At 58.8% G+C, this 16,244-nt stretch carries 13 protein-coding genes; 2 read left to right on the top strand and 11 right to left on the bottom strand.

Translation table 11 applies throughout. The features are described from left to right. Nucleotides 1-116: 116 nt before the first annotated feature. A complete protein-coding gene (locus ACFSAG_RS03085) occupies nt 117-2,180 on the top strand; it encodes a molybdopterin oxidoreductase family protein (protein ID WP_381511320.1) in 2,064 nt (687 codons plus the stop codon). Here ACFSAG_RS03085 and ACFSAG_RS03090 read toward each other — a convergent pair. Continuing rightward, on the bottom strand, nt 2,177-3,712 hold the full coding sequence (locus tag ACFSAG_RS03090) for a peptide chain release factor 3 (protein WP_381511322.1): 1,536 nt from the start codon (nt 3,710-3,712) through the stop codon (nt 2,177-2,179). The two genes, ACFSAG_RS03085 and ACFSAG_RS03090, sit on opposite strands and share 4 nt — an antisense overlap. A gap of 34 nt (nt 3,713-3,746) precedes the next feature. After that, entirely contained in the window at nt 3,747-4,367 is a 621-nt protein-coding gene (locus ACFSAG_RS03095) for a TetR/AcrR family transcriptional regulator (RefSeq protein WP_381511324.1), read from the bottom strand. Between the two features lie 108 nt (nt 4,368-4,475). On the opposite strand from ACFSAG_RS03095, the gene ACFSAG_RS03100 reads away from it, so the two are divergent. After that, the gene (locus ACFSAG_RS03100; protein WP_381511326.1) at nt 4,476-6,701 is read left to right on the top strand and encodes a TonB-dependent receptor; all 2,226 of its coding nucleotides are present in this window, start codon (nt 4,476-4,478) and stop codon (nt 6,699-6,701) included. Between the two features lie 76 nt (nt 6,702-6,777). Here the strand turns inward: ACFSAG_RS03100 and ACFSAG_RS03105 are convergent, their stop codons facing one another. The 9 genes from ACFSAG_RS03105 to ACFSAG_RS03145 form a co-directional block, all read right to left on the bottom strand. Next, nucleotides 6,778-8,235: a S41 family peptidase gene (locus tag ACFSAG_RS03105; RefSeq protein WP_381511328.1), complete on the bottom strand. Its 1,458-nt coding sequence runs from the start codon at nt 8,233-8,235 to the stop codon at nt 6,778-6,780. 83 nt (nt 8,236-8,318) lie between these two features. Continuing rightward, nucleotides 8,319-10,685, bottom strand: a complete 2,367-nt coding sequence (gene pheT, locus ACFSAG_RS03110; protein ID WP_381511329.1) for a phenylalanine--tRNA ligase subunit beta — start codon at nt 10,683-10,685, stop codon at nt 8,319-8,321. Beyond that, nucleotides 10,682-11,764, bottom strand: a complete 1,083-nt coding sequence (gene pheS, locus ACFSAG_RS03115; RefSeq protein ID WP_381511331.1) for a phenylalanine--tRNA ligase subunit alpha — start codon at nt 11,762-11,764, stop codon at nt 10,682-10,684. The genes pheT and pheS overlap by 4 nt, the downstream gene beginning before the upstream one ends. 80 nt (nt 11,765-11,844) lie before the next feature. Next, entirely contained in the window at nt 11,845-12,210 is a 366-nt protein-coding gene (gene rplT / locus ACFSAG_RS03120) for a 50S ribosomal protein L20 (RefSeq protein ID WP_374614177.1), read from the bottom strand. A 13-nt stretch (nt 12,211-12,223) separates the two neighbouring features. Further along, the gene (gene rpmI / locus ACFSAG_RS03125; protein WP_374614175.1) at nt 12,224-12,427 is read right to left on the bottom strand and encodes a 50S ribosomal protein L35; all 204 of its coding nucleotides are present in this window, start codon (nt 12,425-12,427) and stop codon (nt 12,224-12,226) included. Nucleotides 12,428-12,546: 119 nt separating this feature from the next. Continuing rightward, nucleotides 12,547-13,449 (bottom strand): helix-turn-helix domain-containing protein, encoded by a 903-nt coding sequence (locus ACFSAG_RS03130; protein WP_381511334.1) that lies wholly within the window; start codon nt 13,447-13,449, stop codon nt 12,547-12,549. A gap of 39 nt (nt 13,450-13,488) precedes the next feature. Then, on the bottom strand, nt 13,489-14,388 hold the full coding sequence (locus ACFSAG_RS03135) for a helix-turn-helix domain-containing protein (protein ID WP_381511336.1): 900 nt from the start codon (nt 14,386-14,388) through the stop codon (nt 13,489-13,491). Next, nucleotides 14,376-15,158, bottom strand: coding sequence for an inositol monophosphatase family protein (locus ACFSAG_RS03140; protein WP_381511338.1), 783 nt, complete (start codon nt 15,156-15,158; stop codon nt 14,376-14,378). The genes ACFSAG_RS03135 and ACFSAG_RS03140 overlap by 13 nt, the downstream gene beginning before the upstream one ends. A gap of 76 nt (nt 15,159-15,234) precedes the next feature. Next, the gene (locus ACFSAG_RS03145) at nt 15,235-16,170 is read right to left on the bottom strand and encodes a ribose-phosphate pyrophosphokinase (RefSeq protein ID WP_374614167.1); all 936 of its coding nucleotides are present in this window, start codon (nt 16,168-16,170) and stop codon (nt 15,235-15,237) included. Between the last annotated feature and the right edge of the window lie 74 nt (nt 16,171-16,244).

Here is a 16,244-nt window from a genome sequence, read left to right on the forward strand (position 1 = left end):
GAATCTCTCCCTTTGGAGAGGATTTGCGGTATGCCAATGCGGTCGTCAAGCACCGCTCCAAAACCTTGCATCCCCTCACAAACGCTATAGCGTGCCTGTCGAGGAGAGAGTCGACCATGCCCATAACCCATCATCGCACTTGCAGCATATGCGAAGCCAATTGCGGGATCATCGTCACCGCCGAGGGACGCGACATCATTTCGATCAAGGGCGATCCCGATAATGCGCTCTCGCGCGGGCATATCTGCCCCAAGGCGACTGCGCTGGCCGATCTGCAAAATGATCCGGACCGGCTGCGCAAACCGTTGAAACGCAATGGCGACAATTGGGAAGAAATCGGCTGGGAACAGGCCTTTGCCGAAATTGGCGAGCGTACCCGCGAAATCCTTGCGCGCGATCCCGGCGGTGCGGCTATGTATATCGGCAACCCCAATGCCCACAGCTATGCCAATTCGCTAGTGTCGGGCGAGCTCAAGAAAGCGCTGGGTCTCAAGAACATCTATTCGGCGAGCACCGTCGACCAAATGCCGCACATGGTCGCCAACCTCGCGCTTTTCGGCCATTCGGGGCTGTGGGGCGTGCCCGATATCGACCGCACCGAAACGATGATCATATTGGGCGGCAACCCGATGGCATCGAATGGCAGCGTCTGGACCGTCCCCGATTTCCGCAACCGGGCGAAAGCGCTACAAAAGCGCGGCGGGCAATTGGTGGTGATCGATCCGCGGCGAACGGAAACCGCGAAGATTGCAGATCGCCACTTGTTCATCCGCCCGGCAACCGACGGGTTGTTGCTGGTGGCATTGCTGAAGGCAGTGCTCGCGCATCCACAGCGCCCTGCGCTTCCCGATTATATCGACAATCTGAATGCGGTTTCCGAAGCGATTTCGGGCTTTGACAGTGAGACCTGCGCTGCGCAAAGCGGCGTAACGGTTAGCGACATCCAATGGCTCGCCGATCGCATGGTGAGCGGGCCCGCGGCACTTTACGGCCGTATCGGTGCAGCTACGCAGGGCTTTGGTACATTGAATGCCTGGCTGATTGCACTCATCAACATCGCCTCTGGGCAGTTGGACCGAGAAGGCGGGCTCCTTTTCCCAACACCGCTGGTTGATACCGTCGAGATGGCCGGGCCGGGTTCGATCGGGCGTCGCCACTCGCGCGTATCGGGCCATCCGCTAGTGATGGGCGAATTTCCGGCTGCCACGCTGGCCGAGGAAATCGAAACGCCGGGCGAAGGCCAGATCAGGGCGCTGTTCGTTGTCGCTGGCAATCCGGTGCTTTCAACGCCCAATGGCCGGCGGCTCGATGCGGCGCTCGAAAGCCTCGACCTGATGGTCTCGATCGACATGTACCGCAACGCCACCAGCCGCCGCGCGCATTATATCCTGCCCCCAGCAGGGCCGTTGGAGCGCGAGCATTACGGCCTGTTCCTGCTGCCCATTGCAATCCGCAATTTCGGAAAATTCTCGAAACCGCTGTTTGAGGCGGAGGAAGAGACGCTGCAGGATTGGCAGATATTACGCAAGCTGGCCGAAGCGATATCGGGCGTGCCGATCGAACGGGCCACCCCACGCGAATTGCTCGACAATCTTCTGAAAGCCGGCCCCTATGGCGTATCGCTGGCAGAGGTCGAAGCGGAGCCGAGTGGCAAGGACTTTGGACCATTGCAGGCAGGGCGCCTTCCGGCACGGCTGCGGACGCCGACCAAGAGGATCGACTGCGCGCCCGCAACGTTAGTAGCCGATCTCGATCGGCTCCATGCGACATTCGCGCATCAAAATGACGATCGCCTGCGGCTGATAGGGCGGCGCCATGTGCGGTCGAACAACAGTTGGCTACACAACAGCCCGCGGCTTGTGAAAGGGCCCGAGCGCTGCACGCTGATGATCCATCCCGACGATGCCCGCGCGCGCAATCTTGGCGATGGGTCGCTGGCAGAAGTCTCGTCAAAAAGCGGCGCGATCAAGCTGCCGGTCGAGGTGACCGACGACATGATGCCCGGCACGGTATCGATCCCGCATGGCTGGGGCCACAACCTGCCCGGCGTTTCGATGGCCGTGGCGCAGGCGCATGCCGGCGCGAGCATCAACGATCTGACCGAAGAGGATGCGCTCGATCCGCTTTCGGGTAATGCCGCCTTTTCAGGCGTGCCGGTAGAGGTAAGGCCTGCGGCTTAACGTTCCTTGGTGGCGCTGAAAGTCAGATCGGGATTTTTTTCCTGTTGGTAGCCGACATCCCATGACGAGCGGGCCATGAAGACCGGGTTGCGGTCACGGTCTTTCGCCATGTTGCCGCCGTTGAACTGGGCAAACGCCTTGAGCGCGGTATCGCTGCCAATCAGCCAGCGGGCGGTATCATAGGGTGCAGGCTCGAGGAAGGCATCAACCTTATACTCAGCCTCGAGCCGCGAAATCAGGACGTCGAGCTGGAGCTGGCCGACAACGCCAACCACCCAGTTTGAACCGATCTCCGGATAGAAAACCTGGATCACGCCCTCTTCGGACAGGTCATCGAGCGCCTTGCGCAGCTGCTTGGTCTTGGTCGGATCGCGCAGCACCACGCGGCGCAGGATTTCCGGCGCGAAGTTGGGTAGGCCGGTGAAGCGCACGCCGTTTTTCTCGCTCAGCGTATCGCCGACGCGCAGCGTTCCATGGTTAGGAATGCCGATGATGTCGCCGGGTTCAGCCGTATCGGCAATCTCGCGGTCTTGCGCAAAGAACAGGATGGGCGAATGAATCGCGACCGGCTTGCCAAGGCCCGAAGGCGTCAGCTTCATCCCACGTTTGAAGGTGCCCGAACACAGTCGCATGAAGGCGATACGATCGCGGTGCTGAGGGTCCATATTGGCCTGCACCTTGAAGATGAAACCGGTGACTTCGCCATTGTCCGGCGAAATCTCGCCCGCTTCGCTTGGTTGCGGGCGCGGTGGCGGCGCGAATTTGGCAATCGCATCGATCAGCTCGCTGACACCGAAATTCTTGAGTGCGGAGCCGAAATAGACCGGGGTCAGGTCACCGTGCCGATAGGCCTCCAGATCAAATTCGGGATAGCCTGCCTGCGCCAGTTCGACTTCTTCGGCGACTTCGGCAGGCAATGTCGGGTTTGCGTCAATCGTGCCGAGAAATTCGCGGCTGTCGCCTTCGGGGCGGGATACGCCGCCGGTGGCGAAATCGAGTATCCCTTCAAAGGTGCCGCCCATGCCCACGGGCCAGCTCATCGGGCAGACATCGAGCGCAAGCTTGTCAGCAACCTCGTCGAGTATCTCGAAACAGGGGCGGCCCTCGCGATCGACCTTGTTGACGAAAGTGATGATCGGCACCGACCGGAGACGGCAGACCTCGAACAGCTTCAACGTTTGCGGTTCGATACCCTTGGCCGCGTCAATCACCATGATCGCGGAATCGACCGCGGTCAGCGTTCGGTAAGTGTCTTCGGAAAAGTCCTCGTGACCGGGCGTATCTAGCAGGTTGAAGACAATCCCGTCTTTCTCAAACGTCATCACCGAGCTGGTGACCGAGATGCCGCGCTGCTGCTCGATCTTCATCCAGTCCGAACGCGCGCGACGCGCGGCACCGCGCGCCTTGACTTCACCAGCCAAGTGGATTGCGCCGCCTTGAAGCAGCAGTTTTTCAGTCAACGTCGTTTTACCCGCGTCAGGGTGCGAAATAATCGCAAAGGTACGGCGGGTGGCCCAAGGTGCAGTGGTCATGGCCGCGGCGCATAGCGGGGATGACGATGGGGGTCTAGCCCAGTCCCTTGCGCAACATCCGGTTTACGACCTCGGCAATGTCTTCAACCGCACGTTCTTCCCCCAAGACACCATAGCGAAGGCCGAGGAAAACGTTCATCCCCATGATCGCCCATGCATGCGCCTCATCGATCGGACCTGATAGTTCGCCGCGCGTTTCGGCAGCCTTCAAACGTTCAAGGATACGTTCGACAGTCGTGCCATAATGCGCCTTCCAGGCATCGGGAGCGACGAATTCAGCCTCATCGATAATCCGATAGATTTCCTTATGCTGCCGCGCGAACAACAGGAAAGCGGCGAGCGCGCGGCCTTCGGCATCGATCTGGTCGCCTACGCCGGGTAACACAGGTGCAACATGGTCGCGCACCTGCCCCGACATGTCTTTCACCAGCGCTCGGAACAGCGATTCCTTCGAATCGAAATAGGTATAGAAACTGCCGAGCGCGACGCCGGCGCGGCTGGTGATGCTGACGACCGAACTATCGTGAAACCCTTTTTCCCCGAATTCCGCACGCGCAGCATCAAGCAGCGCACGCAAAGTGCGACGACCGCGTTCAGTGCGCGGTGCCTTGTCTTCCCCCGTCATTGTTGCATCCATGCCACGCATGGCGACCATTTGCAAAATTCCTCTCGTTAAAGTTGAAAGATGGTTCAACTTTCAGTATGGAGCAAGCAGAAAATAGCGGGGCAGCCGCATATTCGAATGCATGGAAGAGAGGATTTTATGAAATTCCAATCGTTTACACGCGCAGTTCTGATGTCGGGGATAGCGCTTGGCTCCGTTACGGCCATTGCCGCTCCGGTTTGGGCGCAGGATGAAGCAGCCGCCGAAGAAGCCGATGCAAGCGGCGAAATCATCGTCACCGCCCGCCGCCGCGAAGAAAGCCTGATCGACGTTCCGATTTCGGTCACCGCAATTTCGGGCGATACACTCGCTGCGCAAGGCGCTGTCGATATCACTGCCTTGCAAGACAAGGCACCGAACATGACGCTGCAGATCGCGCGCGGTTCGAACTCCACCCTCATCGGTTTCATTCGCGGCGTCGGCCAACAGGATCCGCTGTGGGGCTTTGAGCCCGGCGTCGGCCTGTATGTCGACGATGTCTATGTTGCGCGTCCCCAAGGTGCGGTGCTCGACATCTTTGACGTTTCGCGGGTTGAAATATTGCGCGGCCCGCAGGGCACGCTCTACGGCCGCAACACCATTGGTGGCGCCGTCAAATATGTCACCAACCGCCTCGGCAATGAATTCAGCGGCAAGGTCCGTGCAGCTTATGGTTCGTACAACCAGGTAGACCTGGTCGGACAGATCACCATTCCCCTCGGCGATACCTTCTCGATCGGCGGTGCAGTTGCCTGGTACCAGCGCGATGGTTTTGGCGAAAACCTGAACACGGGCGCAGAGCACTATAACAAGGATGTTCTTGCCGGTCGCATCTCGGCCGAATTCGCACCTTCGGATACGGTCTTCATCCGCGTTGCTGCCGACAAGATCATCGACAAATCGAACCCGCGCCACGGCACACGCCTCGTCGGCAATGGTGGCGTCGCAGCGTTCGAACCGACCGCGAGTGTCTATGATACCCGCGCCGGCATTGGCGATGACAACAAGGTCGAAACGCAGGGCCTATCATTGACCGCCGAGTTCGGTCTTTCCGACACTCTGACCTTCAAGTCGATTTCGGCTTATCGTGATGGCCATACCGACACCGTCATCGATTTCGATAACACGCCGGGGCCCGTGCTCGACGTTCCCGCATTCTACGATGACCGCCAGTTCACACAGGAACTGCAGTTGCTGTTCGACGGCGACCGCTTCCAGGGCGTTGCCGGTCTCTATTATCTCGATGCCCGTGCAAGCGGCGCTTTCGATACGGTCTTGGGTGCGTTGAACACCACCACCCTCACCTCGGGTACGGTCAAGACCAAGAGCTATGCGGCATTTGCCGATGTCAGCTTTGATGTAACCGAGCAGCTCAAAATTTCGGGCGGCCTCCGCTACACCAAGGACGATAAAACCGGCACCGTGTTCCGCCGCAACTATACCGGCATTCGTAGCCCGCTGTTCGGCAATGCTGCAGCGGTTCCGGGTCTGATCCGCACCGATTACACCAACGACCGCAGCTTCGAAAAGCTGACGCCGCGAGTCTCGATCAGCTATCAGCCTAACGAAGATGCCAATCTTTATGCATCCTATGGCAAGGGCTTCAAATCGGGTGGTTTCGACATGCGCGGCGACGCGGTGTTCACGCCAACCACCGTCAATGGTTATGAACCCGAAACGATCGACAGCTATGAAGTCGGTTTCAAGGGTGCATTCCTTGACCGCAAGCTGTTCACCAATGTTGCGTTGTTCAAATCCAAATACAAGAACCAGCAGGTCACCATCCAGGTGCCCAATATCGTAACCGGTGGCATCGCCAGCTTCGTCGACAATGCCGGTCGCGGGGATATCTGGGGCGCCGAACTGGAACTGCGTGCGGTGCCTTCGCCCTATTTCTCGATGAATGCGGCGCTTGGTTACACCAATGCGGATTACAAGGAATTCCTGACCTTCATCGCGGGCGGCACCACGCCGGTCGACGTTGCGGATCAGCGCTTCTTCCAGAACACGCCAAAGTGGACGGCAAGCGTTTCGGCGACCGCTTCGGCTGACCTGTTCGGCGGAACCTTCTCGTTCACGCCGGCGGTTTCGATGCGCAGCGATGCCTATATGTTTGAAATCGCGACCCCGGCGCTTGATCCGGATGGTTACTTCCTGGTCGATGCCTCGGCTGGATGGACCTCGGGTAATGACAAGTTCAAGCTGTCATTGAACCTGCGGAACCTGACTAACGAGCGCTATCGGGTTGGTGGTTACAACTTCCCGGGCGCCTTGTTCGGCAACTCGATCATCGGCTTCTACGGCCCGCCGCGCACGGCGACCGTCAGCCTTGAATATCGCTTCTGATTTTACGCTCCTACCCTCTCCCAGGAGTGAAACGGAAAGGCCGGGGTTCACGCCCCGGCCTTTCTTATTTCCCAATTCAGAAGAGCCCAGGCACCTCGCGTTGGGCCGTATTGGGTTCCTTGGGTAAGGGCACTACTCGGCGATCAGTCCTTTGCCCGTCCGCCTGCGGGCTTTGCCCTGCGGTTACCGGCGTGCATGATCGACCTGCAATGAAATCGAGCGCGGAGCGGAGCGAAGCCTCTGCCGGATCGCCCAGCGGCCGCCCTATGTCATCCGGTGCTGCACATGTCGTGCGCATATTGCTCGCAAGGCCCGAATAATAATCGCCCTGTCCAGCCGAATTGTCCTTCGCGAACGCCACAACACGGATGCGATCATCGCATGCGGACTGATCAACCGCGATTTGGCCAACTGGTTTGCCAAAGGTGTTGCTGCCGATAAGGGCGGCATTCACGCCCAAATAGGGAATGAAGCTGTTCATCACCAATTCGCTTGCCGATGCTGTGGCTCCGGTGGTGATGAAGGCGATCTTGACCGGCGATACCGATTGGGATTGCGGCGCGAAGCGGCGGGTTTCATTATTCGACGCCTTCGAAGTCCGGAATCGGGTGATCGAGAAAATGTCGCTGGTGCTTCGGTTTCCACCCAAAAGGTCACCCATCAATTCCGCGGTCGAGACCAAGCCACCACCATTGTAACGAAAATCGATAACGATGTTGGTAATCCCTTGCGCGCGGAAATCGGCAAAGGCGGTGCGCAATTGGTTATCAGCGGTAGAGATGAAAGTGCGCATGTTGATATAGCCAACCTGGCGACCGCCATCACTGATGACTTTCACCCCATAGCGCGATGAAAGCGGGTCTATGTTATAATCGGCCTTCGAAATGGTAACATTGCGCGTTCCGGCCGCGTTGGAAATGCGCAGCACTCGAGTCGTTCCGACCGTATTCGGGCCGAGCGCACTGCTGATCCCGGCAGACCCCTGAGTTGCGATGATGTCGCTAACCGGAACCAAGTTGGTTTCCGACGTACCAATCGCAAGGATTTCGGTTCCGCGGTCAATTCCAGCGGTCAGTGCTGGTGCATTTTCGAAAGATTCGATCACGAACAATCGTGAACCCTGAAAGGCGAAACGCACCCCAAAGCCAGCCGTCGCACCGGAAGAGAAGAAGGCATTCTCCTCCGCAATCGAGGTGATATAAGTGAAATAGCGATCACGGCCCTGCGAACGCGCCGTTGCAGTCAACGCGTCGATATAAGCACCAACGGTGGAATAAGGCGAAGGATCAAGCGACGAGGGCAGCGTTTCGGGAAACAGATACCATTCGTTGAGGACGGAAAAGGCAAAATCCTGACGGTTGCGCAGGCTGCATGCAGTGGATGAAGGCGGTGAAGGGGGTGGAGTCGCACTTGTCGGCGGGGCGACAACAGTTCCACCACCCGAACTACCGCCTCCCCCGCAAGCAGTGGCGCCAGCGGCGAGGATGATTACCAGATTCTTCAGCGACGTTTTTCGCACGCACCCGAACTCCATCAAAAGCGATCATGGCTGTAGCCATCTAAACGCCTTTAACAGCATGAGAATGTGCCAGCAGGCAAGTAACAAGTTGCGCTGCGTCAACCGCGCAAACTTGCTCCTTGTTTGGCCGCCGCTGCCACCACACGATCGCTGATCGCTTTCAAATCCTCGTCGGTGTAGCTTTTCTCGTCTGGCTGCAATGTCACCTCAATCGCAAGGCTGACCTGCCCTTCCGGCACACCTTGGCCGGCAAAGCGATCGAACAGCCGAACCGCGACAATATTTTCCTTGTCGCACCCTTTGACCGCGCGGACGAGATCGCCCGCCGCGAGTTGTTCGGGAACGAGGAAGGCGAAGTCGCGGGTCACTGCCTGCAAGGCGGGCGGTGAGTAAGCGGGGCGCATGAAGCCAGCACCCTTTTTCGCCGGGATCGCATCGAGGAAGATTTCGGCCGCAATCACCGTCCCATCAAGGTCAAAGGCCTTGGCAGTGGCGGGGTGCAGCGCACCGAATGCGGCGAGGATATTCTTGGGCCCCATTCGCAGCGTAGCCGATTGGCCGGGATGGTAATGATCGCCGGCTTCGCCCATCACCATCAGGCCGTCGGTCGCAACACCAGCCGCAGCGAGCAAGGCGATAACTTCAGCCTTGGCATCATAGGCGTCAAACTTTGCCGCCTTGCCGCTCGCCCAGCTGCGCTGCGATTTATCACCCGCAAGCACAATACCTGCCGTCAACCGTTCGCTATCTGAGAGATAGCGCCTGCCGATTTCAAACAAGCGCACCGAGGAAGCACCCCGATCCATATTGCGGCGGGTGGCCGAAAGTAATCCGGGAAGGAGCGAGGGCCGCATGACCTTCATGTCTTCGCTGATCGGATTGGCAAGGCTCCAGGTACCTCCACCAAATGCTGCCGCTTCCTTTTCGGGAAGGAAGGACCAGTTGATCGCTTCGTTGAGGCCACGTGCCGCAGCCGCGCGACGAACCTTGCGCTCAATCCCTTGCTGTGCGGTTGCAGTGGGCTTTGCCACACCATCTGCGCGCGGCAGAGGTACCGACACGATATTGTCGAGGCCGACGATACGAACAACTTCCTCAACCAGATCGGCAGGCCCATCGATATCACGGCGCCATGTGGGTACGGTCACGGTCCAGTCGGCAGCCACCTCGAAGCCAAGCGATTCGAGGATAGCTTTCTGCTGCTCCGCCGGCACGTCGATACCGCCCAATGTTGCACAGCGGGATGTATCGTAAGCCAGCGTCTTGCGATCAACCGGCGGTTGCCCGGCACGGACGATATCCGACGCCTCACCACCGCAAATATCGAGGACCAGTCGGGTAATGATTTCGACCGCGTCGTCGAGGAATGCCGGGTCTACACCACGTTCAAAACGGCTGCGCGCGTCCGAAGTCAGCGCCAGCGCCTGACCGGTTTTGGCAATCCGTTCGGGCGTGAAATAGGCGACTTCCAAAAGCATGTCGGTCGTCGTTTCCGAACAGCCCGAATGTTCCCCACCCATGATGCCGGCAATGTCGTGCACGCCTGCCTCATCGGCAATCACCGTCATCTCTGCATTGAGCACATAGTCCTTGCCATTGAGCGCGGTAACCGTCTCGCCGTCCTGCGCGCGACGGGCGAACACTGCACCAGTCAGCTTCGCAAGATCATAGGCATGGCTCGGGCGACCATGATCGAGCATCACATAGTTGGTGATATCGACCAACGCCGAAATCGGGCGCTGCCCTGCAAATTTCAGTCGCGCCTGCATCCAGTCGGGCGAAGCACCGTTGCGGACACCCTTGATCACACGGCCATAAAAGGCCGGGCAGCCCTCGGCATCATCGGTGCGGATTTCGGTAGGGCATGCAAATGCGGGCGTGATCGATGGCACTTCGAGTGGTTTAAGAGTGCCTAGGCCTGCAGCCGCTAGATCGCGGGCAATGCCGCGCACGCCCATGCAATCCTGCCGGTTGGGGGTAACCGAAACTTCGATCACCGGATCATCTAGACCTGCCCAATCGGCATACACTTGGCCCACAGGCGCATCGGCGGGAAGTTCGATGATGCCGTCATGATCGTCGCCAAGTTCAAGTTCGGCGACCGAACACATCATGCCGTTCGATTCGACCCCGCGGATCGCGGCCACTTTGAGCACCATACCATTGGCGGGCACCACTGCACCCGGCATGCCAAACACGCCGACCAATCCAGCGCGCGCATTGGGTGCGCCGCAGACGACCTGCATCGGGCCGCTGCCGGCATCGACCGACAGCACCTGCAGCTTGTCTGCCTGCGGGTGTGGAGCCGCGCTGAGTACCTTGGCGATGCGGAACGCCGAAAGCTTTTCGGCCGGATTTTCGATGCCTTCGACTTCAAGGCCGATGCGGTTGAGGCAATCGGATACCGCATGGATATCTGCATCGGTGTCGAGATGGCTTTTCAGCCAGCTGAGCGAGAATTTCATGCGCCTACTCCCCCGCTGAGCGTGGGTACATCGAGGGCGTTGAACCCGTAATGCTGGAGCCAGCGATTATCACCGTCAAAGAAGGCACGCAGATCGTCCATGCCATATTTGAGCATCGCCAACCGGTCGACACCGACACCGAAGGCAAAACCCGAATAGACATCCGGATCAATGCCGCAATTGCGCAGCACCTTGGGGTGGACCATGCCGCTGCCGAGCAGTTCCATCCAGTTCTCGGTTCCGCCAAGCACGCGCTTGCCCTTTACCCAGCTGAAGCCGACATCGACCTCTACCGATGGTTCGGTGAACGGGAAATAGCTCGGCCTCAAGCGCAGCGTGACATCGTCATTTTCAAAATAGGCGCGCAGGAAGGTTTCGAGCGTCCATTTGAGGTGCCCAAGATGAATTCCCTTGTCGATCACAAGGCCTTCGACCTGGTGGAACATCGGCGTGTGGGTGGCGTCGCTATCCGACCGATAGACCCGGCCCGGCGCGATGATGCGGATCGGCGGTTCCTGGCTTGTCATCGTGCGGATTTGCACCGGTGAGGTGTGCGTGCGCAGCAGCATCTTCCTACCATCCCGCTCCATCTGGTCGGGGAAGTAAAAGGTATCGTGCATCGCACGTGCGGGATGCGTTTCGGGAATGTTGAGCGCGCTGAAATTGTGCCAATCGTCTTCGATCTCTGGCCCTTCGGCAACGGCAAAGCCCATATCGGCGAAGATTTCCGCCAGTTCATCCATCACCTGGCTCACCGGATGCACGGTGCCGCGCGGGCTTTCCGGCGCGGGCAGCGTCATGTCGAGGCGTTCGGTCGCAAGCCGTTGGTTGAGGATTGCGGTTTCGAGAGCAGCCTTTTTGGCGGCGATGCCATTGGTTACCGCCTCACGCAGGCCGTTGATCACCGGGCCTTGCTGCTGCCGTTCTTCTGGCGACATCTGGCCAAGCGATTTGAGCAGCGCGGAAACGCTGCCCTGCTTGCCAAGCGCATCGATGCGAACGGCTTCAAGCGTGTCTGGAGTGTCGGCCGCATCGATAGCGGCGAGGATCTGGTTCTGGAGTGTTGCTATATCGCTCATATCGGTTCGCCTGATAAGCAAATGGGCGCGAACGGCAAGTGCCGCTCACGCCCATTTGCGCATTACTCGAAGGGACTGGCTTAAGCTGCTTTCGGCAGCGCCGCCTTCGCCTGCGCAACGATGCTGCTAAACACCGCGCCTTCGTTCATCGCGAGGTCGGCAAGGACCTTGCGGTCAAGGTCGACACCGGCGAGCTTAAGCCCGTGCATGAACTGGCCATAGGTCAGGCCTTCGACGCGGACAGCAGCGTTGATGCGCTGGATCCAGAGAGCGCGGAAATTCCGCTTCTTAACCTTGCGGTCGCGATACGCATATTGGCCGGCCTTTTCGACAGCCTGGCGGGCAATGCGGATGGTATTCTTGCGGCGGCCATAAAAGCCTTTTGCCTGCTCCAAGATGTTCTTGTGCTTGGCGCGGGTGGTTACACCCCGTTTGACGCGTGCCATATCTCAGCGCTCCTTATTTCAAACCGTAGGGCGCCCAGGCCTTGATGACCTTGGCGTCGGCATCCGAAATCACGTCGGTGCCGCGGTTTTGGCGGATATATTTGCCATTGTGGCTGATCAGGCGGTGGCGCTTGCCGGCTACGCCGTGCTTCACCTTGCCGGTTGCGGTAAGCTTGAAACGCTTTTTGACACCGCTCTTGGTCTTCAACTTGGGCATTTCGGTCTCCTTTTGGATGTCCGTTTCGAGCAAACATGGCAGCCCTTTTAGCCAGCCCGCTCATTCGGAAGGCGTGCGCCTAGCGGGATTCGCAGCCAAATGCAAGGCTTTTGGGGAATTCAGCCCGCCGATGCTGCGGTCGGCTTTTGCAATGCCTGCAATGGATCGCCAAGCGCCTGGATACGTGCGCGTGCAGCGGCCCCGATAATGGGATGGCGATGTTGGCGATATTGACGGGGGCTCATCTTGAAGAACCGCCGGAAATCGCGGTTGAAATGCGCCTGATCATAATAATGCGCGTCGAGCGCATCGGACCAATTGCTTTCCGGGTCGTGCATGATGACGGCCAATGTCCGCAGAAATCGCTGGCGTCGCAGCAGCAATTTGGGGGGAAAGCCGAATATGCGCAGCGACATCCGCTGCAACTGTGCAATCGAGAGCCCAAGTTTGTCGGCCATTTGACCGACATTGGCAATTTCAGGATCGAGAAGCGCGTCATGGGCGGCGCGAATCCGTTTTTCGGTCACAGCATCGATCAATGGCCGGTTGTCGAGTGCATCGAGCAAGAGGGCATCAAAGGCCGCAGCCATTTCTTCCACGGTCGTAAGAGTTTGGGCCGCTTGCATCATCGCTTCGAACGATATGGTCGTTTTTACCAACGATGCATCCGATAACCGGTCTGCCCATTCATGCGCCGGATGATCGATGAACATGTTCCACCCGACTGGAAGGAACCCGGCGCTCGCAATCCGCGCGTGCATCGCAGAGAACGGCCCCGCTAAGCTCGTCGGCCCGACAAAATGCATCGGGGGAACATCGACCAGCGGTTCACCTACTAATCCGCCGGTCGTATCGCCGCTATACCTGAAGCGCACGCTGGCCCATTCGGGGTTCATCCAATCACTGACCGGTTGCCCATCCTGGCTATCAATCGCAGTGAAGTAATAGACCGACAAATAGGGCTGCAAGCGGGGATGCGGTGCGATGAAGCGCGTATGACTTTCGCCATCTATACCGGTCATCTGGAATTGCCCCCCACAGGGCCAATCATTGCCGTGGCACTACGCCGCGTCAAGGGCTTGCGGAATGGCAGGGCCCTGCAGAACCTGCAGCGGCTGGCCAAGCGCCTCTAGCCGGGCCCTGACTGCTGCCTTGCTGATCGGTCGTGGCATTTCGAGGAATGCCTTGGGCGTCATTCCCATGAAATCGCGAAAGTCGCGGCTGAAATGCGCCTGGTCATGATAACTGCTGTCGAGCACCTTTACCCATTTGAGACCGGGGTTAAGCATGCGCGGGGCGAGCGAACGCAGAAAACGTTGGCGCCGTAGCAGCCGTTTCGGCGAAAATCCGAACACCCGGCGGCACAGTCGTTCGACCGCCTGGCTGTTCAGCCCGACGCGCTCCGAAAGCTGGACAACGTCAACAATTTCAGGGTCAGCCATTGCCGCGTGGACGCGTTCAATTTCGGCTTCACGCGGCAAATCTGCGCCGAGTGCGGCCAGCAAATGGCGGTCAAAAACCTCGGCGATTGCGCGATGATCGGAGAGACCTTGTATCTCCTGCCAGATATTCCCGAACAGCGTGAACACCGGTTCGCGCGTCACATCGAATACCGCATTGGCATAGGCATGGGCACTAGCGCCCACAAAACGGGCCCAACCGAGTGGCGTAACGCCGATGCCTGCCATGCGGGCGTGCGAGCAGGAAATGTGGCAGGCTCGACTGGTTGGGCCGGTCATCGAAGCTGCCGGCACCGGAACAACAGGATCAGGCACAAGGCTCGCGGGGATGTTGCCCTCGAGCATGAACCGCGCGCTTGCCCATTCGGGATAGAGCAAATCCTCAAGCTCAACCCCACCGGGGGTTGAAATTTCGAAGAAATAGTAACTGGAAAAATATCGCCGCAATTCAGGCGCTGGCATGATGAACTGGTAATCGCCGACGGTGCTCAATGATTGCATGCGAGCGCCTCCACCACATCCTCCATACGCGCGGGATCGCCAAGTGCGATCACATGGCCGTCCGAGCCGGCGTGAAGCATTTCGCCGTTCCAATCGCACATCATTCCACCCGCGCCTTCGACCACGGGAACAAGCGCTGCGAAATCGTGCAGTTTGAGACCGGCCTCGACGACAATGTCGATATGGCCTGAAGCGAGCAGCGCGTAATTGTAGCAATCGCCACCAAACAGCATCCGTTTGTGCGCGGTTTGTGCGGCAAGCGCCATGAAATGATCGCCATCATGCTGGCTGAAATATTGCGGGCCGCTGGTTGCCAGCGATGCCACTGCCAGTTCCTTGCAGGCGCGGGTCGAGGCGATCTTGCCATTGAGCGTGGTGCCCATCCCCGTGGCGCCGATCCAGCGTTCGCCGCTGATGCACTGGTCAATCACGCCAAGCACCGGCCAGCCATCTTCGAGCAGCGCTATCAATGTGCCGAATATCGGGCGCCCTGCCATGAAGCTGACGGTGCCGTCGATGGGATCGATGATCCAGCTGCGGCCAGACGTTCCCGGCTTTTCGCCATATTCTTCACCGATGATCGCATCGGTCGGGCAATCGACATCAAGGATAGCACGAATGGCCGCTTCTGCTGCCCGATCGGCCTCGGTTACAGGTGTCGCGTCGGGTTTAGCTTCATGGTCGAACTTTGCACGAAAAAAGGGTCGGATCACACCGCCTGCAACATCGGCGAGTCGTCCTGCCAATTCGATTTCTCTTGCCCCGACCATGTAAAAAGCCCTGCCAAGCTAAAAGGCAAAGCGCAAGACAGCATTATTATCAGGGTCTTGTTGCTGTCATATGTCGTCAGTCGAACAGGCTGGAAACGCTGCTTTCATCGGCAATACGCTTGATCGCTTCGCCAAGCAGCGGCGCAATCGGAAGTTGGCGGATCTTGGCACTGTCACGCGCTGCATCGGACGCCATGATCGAATCGGTAATCACCAATTTGCGCAGGCTCGATGCATTGACGCGGTTGACTGCCTCACCAGACAATACGCCATGGGTAATATAAGCGACGACGTCGGCAGCACCGGCCGCCTTGAGCGCGTCGGCGGCGTTGCACAGCGTTCCCGCGCTGTCGGCAATATCGTCTATCAGGATGCAGAAACGATCCTTCACATCGCCGATGATGTTCATCACTTCGGACACACCGGCGCGTTCGCGGCGCTTGTCGACGATTGCCAGCGGTGCATCGTTGATCCGCTTTGCCAGTGCGCGTGCGCGCACCACACCACCAACGTCCGGCGATACGACCATCAGGCTTTTTTCATTGTGGCGCTCGAGGATGTCGGCCGCCATCACTGGCGCACCGTAAAGATTGTCGGTCGGGATATCGAAAAAGCCCTGAATCTGCCCGGCGTGCAGATCAACGGTCAGCACGCGGTCAGCACCAGCTTCGGTGATCAGGTTGGCGACAAGTTTCGCCGAAATCGGGGTGCGCGGGCCGGGCTTTCGATCCTGGCGCGCATAGCCGAAATAGGGGATGACCGCAGTGATACGCTTGGCCGAGGCACGGCGCAGCGCGTCAATCATGATCAGCAATTCCATAAGATTGTCGTTGGCCGGGTGGCTGGTCGACTGGATCACGAACATGTCCTCACCGCGGACATTTTCATGGATTTCGACGAAAATCTCATTGTCGGCAAAGCGACGGACGCTGGCATCGGTGAGCGGGAGACCAAGATAATCGGCGATGCCCTTTGCGAGCGGAAGGTTCGAATTGCCGGTAATCAATTTCATGCGCGCCACCCCTTTTTGCCGCATTCGAGAATCGTGAGGTCGCCCTAGCGAAGGAGGCCGAGGCTGACAATCGC

Source organism: Sphingorhabdus buctiana (genome assembly GCF_042680825.1).
GTDB classification, from domain to species: domain Bacteria; phylum Pseudomonadota; class Alphaproteobacteria; order Sphingomonadales; family Sphingomonadaceae; genus Sphingorhabdus_B; species Sphingorhabdus_B buctiana.

Excerpts from the sequence above, each read along its gene's own strand:
- ACFSAG_RS03085 (WP_381511320.1), top strand. The coding sequence starts at position 117 with ATGCCCATAACCCATCATCGCACTTGCAGCATATGCGAAGCCAATTGC.
- ACFSAG_RS03090 (WP_381511322.1), bottom strand. The coding sequence starts at position 3,712 with ATGACCACTGCACCTTGGGCCACCCGCCGTACCTTTGCGATTATTTCG.
- ACFSAG_RS03095 (WP_381511324.1), bottom strand. The coding sequence starts at position 4,367 with ATGGTCGCCATGCGTGGCATGGATGCAACAATGACGGGGGAAGACAAG.
- ACFSAG_RS03100 (WP_381511326.1), top strand. The coding sequence starts at position 4,476 with ATGAAATTCCAATCGTTTACACGCGCAGTTCTGATGTCGGGGATAGCG.
- ACFSAG_RS03105 (WP_381511328.1), bottom strand. The coding sequence starts at position 8,235 with ATGGAGTTCGGGTGCGTGCGAAAAACGTCGCTGAAGAATCTGGTAATC.
- pheT (WP_381511329.1), bottom strand. The coding sequence starts at position 10,685 with ATGAAATTCTCGCTCAGCTGGCTGAAAAGCCATCTCGACACCGATGCA.
- pheS (WP_381511331.1), bottom strand. The coding sequence starts at position 11,764 with ATGAGCGATATAGCAACACTCCAGAACCAGATCCTCGCCGCTATCGAT.
- rplT (WP_374614177.1), bottom strand. The coding sequence starts at position 12,210 with ATGGCACGCGTCAAACGGGGTGTAACCACCCGCGCCAAGCACAAGAAC.
- rpmI (WP_374614175.1), bottom strand. The coding sequence starts at position 12,427 with ATGCCCAAGTTGAAGACCAAGAGCGGTGTCAAAAAGCGTTTCAAGCTT.
- ACFSAG_RS03130 (WP_381511334.1), bottom strand. The coding sequence starts at position 13,449 with ATGACCGGTATAGATGGCGAAAGTCATACGCGCTTCATCGCACCGCAT.
- ACFSAG_RS03135 (WP_381511336.1), bottom strand. The coding sequence starts at position 14,388 with ATGCAATCATTGAGCACCGTCGGCGATTACCAGTTCATCATGCCAGCG.
- ACFSAG_RS03140 (WP_381511338.1), bottom strand. The coding sequence starts at position 15,158 with ATGGTCGGGGCAAGAGAAATCGAATTGGCAGGACGACTCGCCGATGTT.
- ACFSAG_RS03145 (WP_374614167.1), bottom strand. The coding sequence starts at position 16,170 with ATGAAATTGATTACCGGCAATTCGAACCTTCCGCTCGCAAAGGGCATC.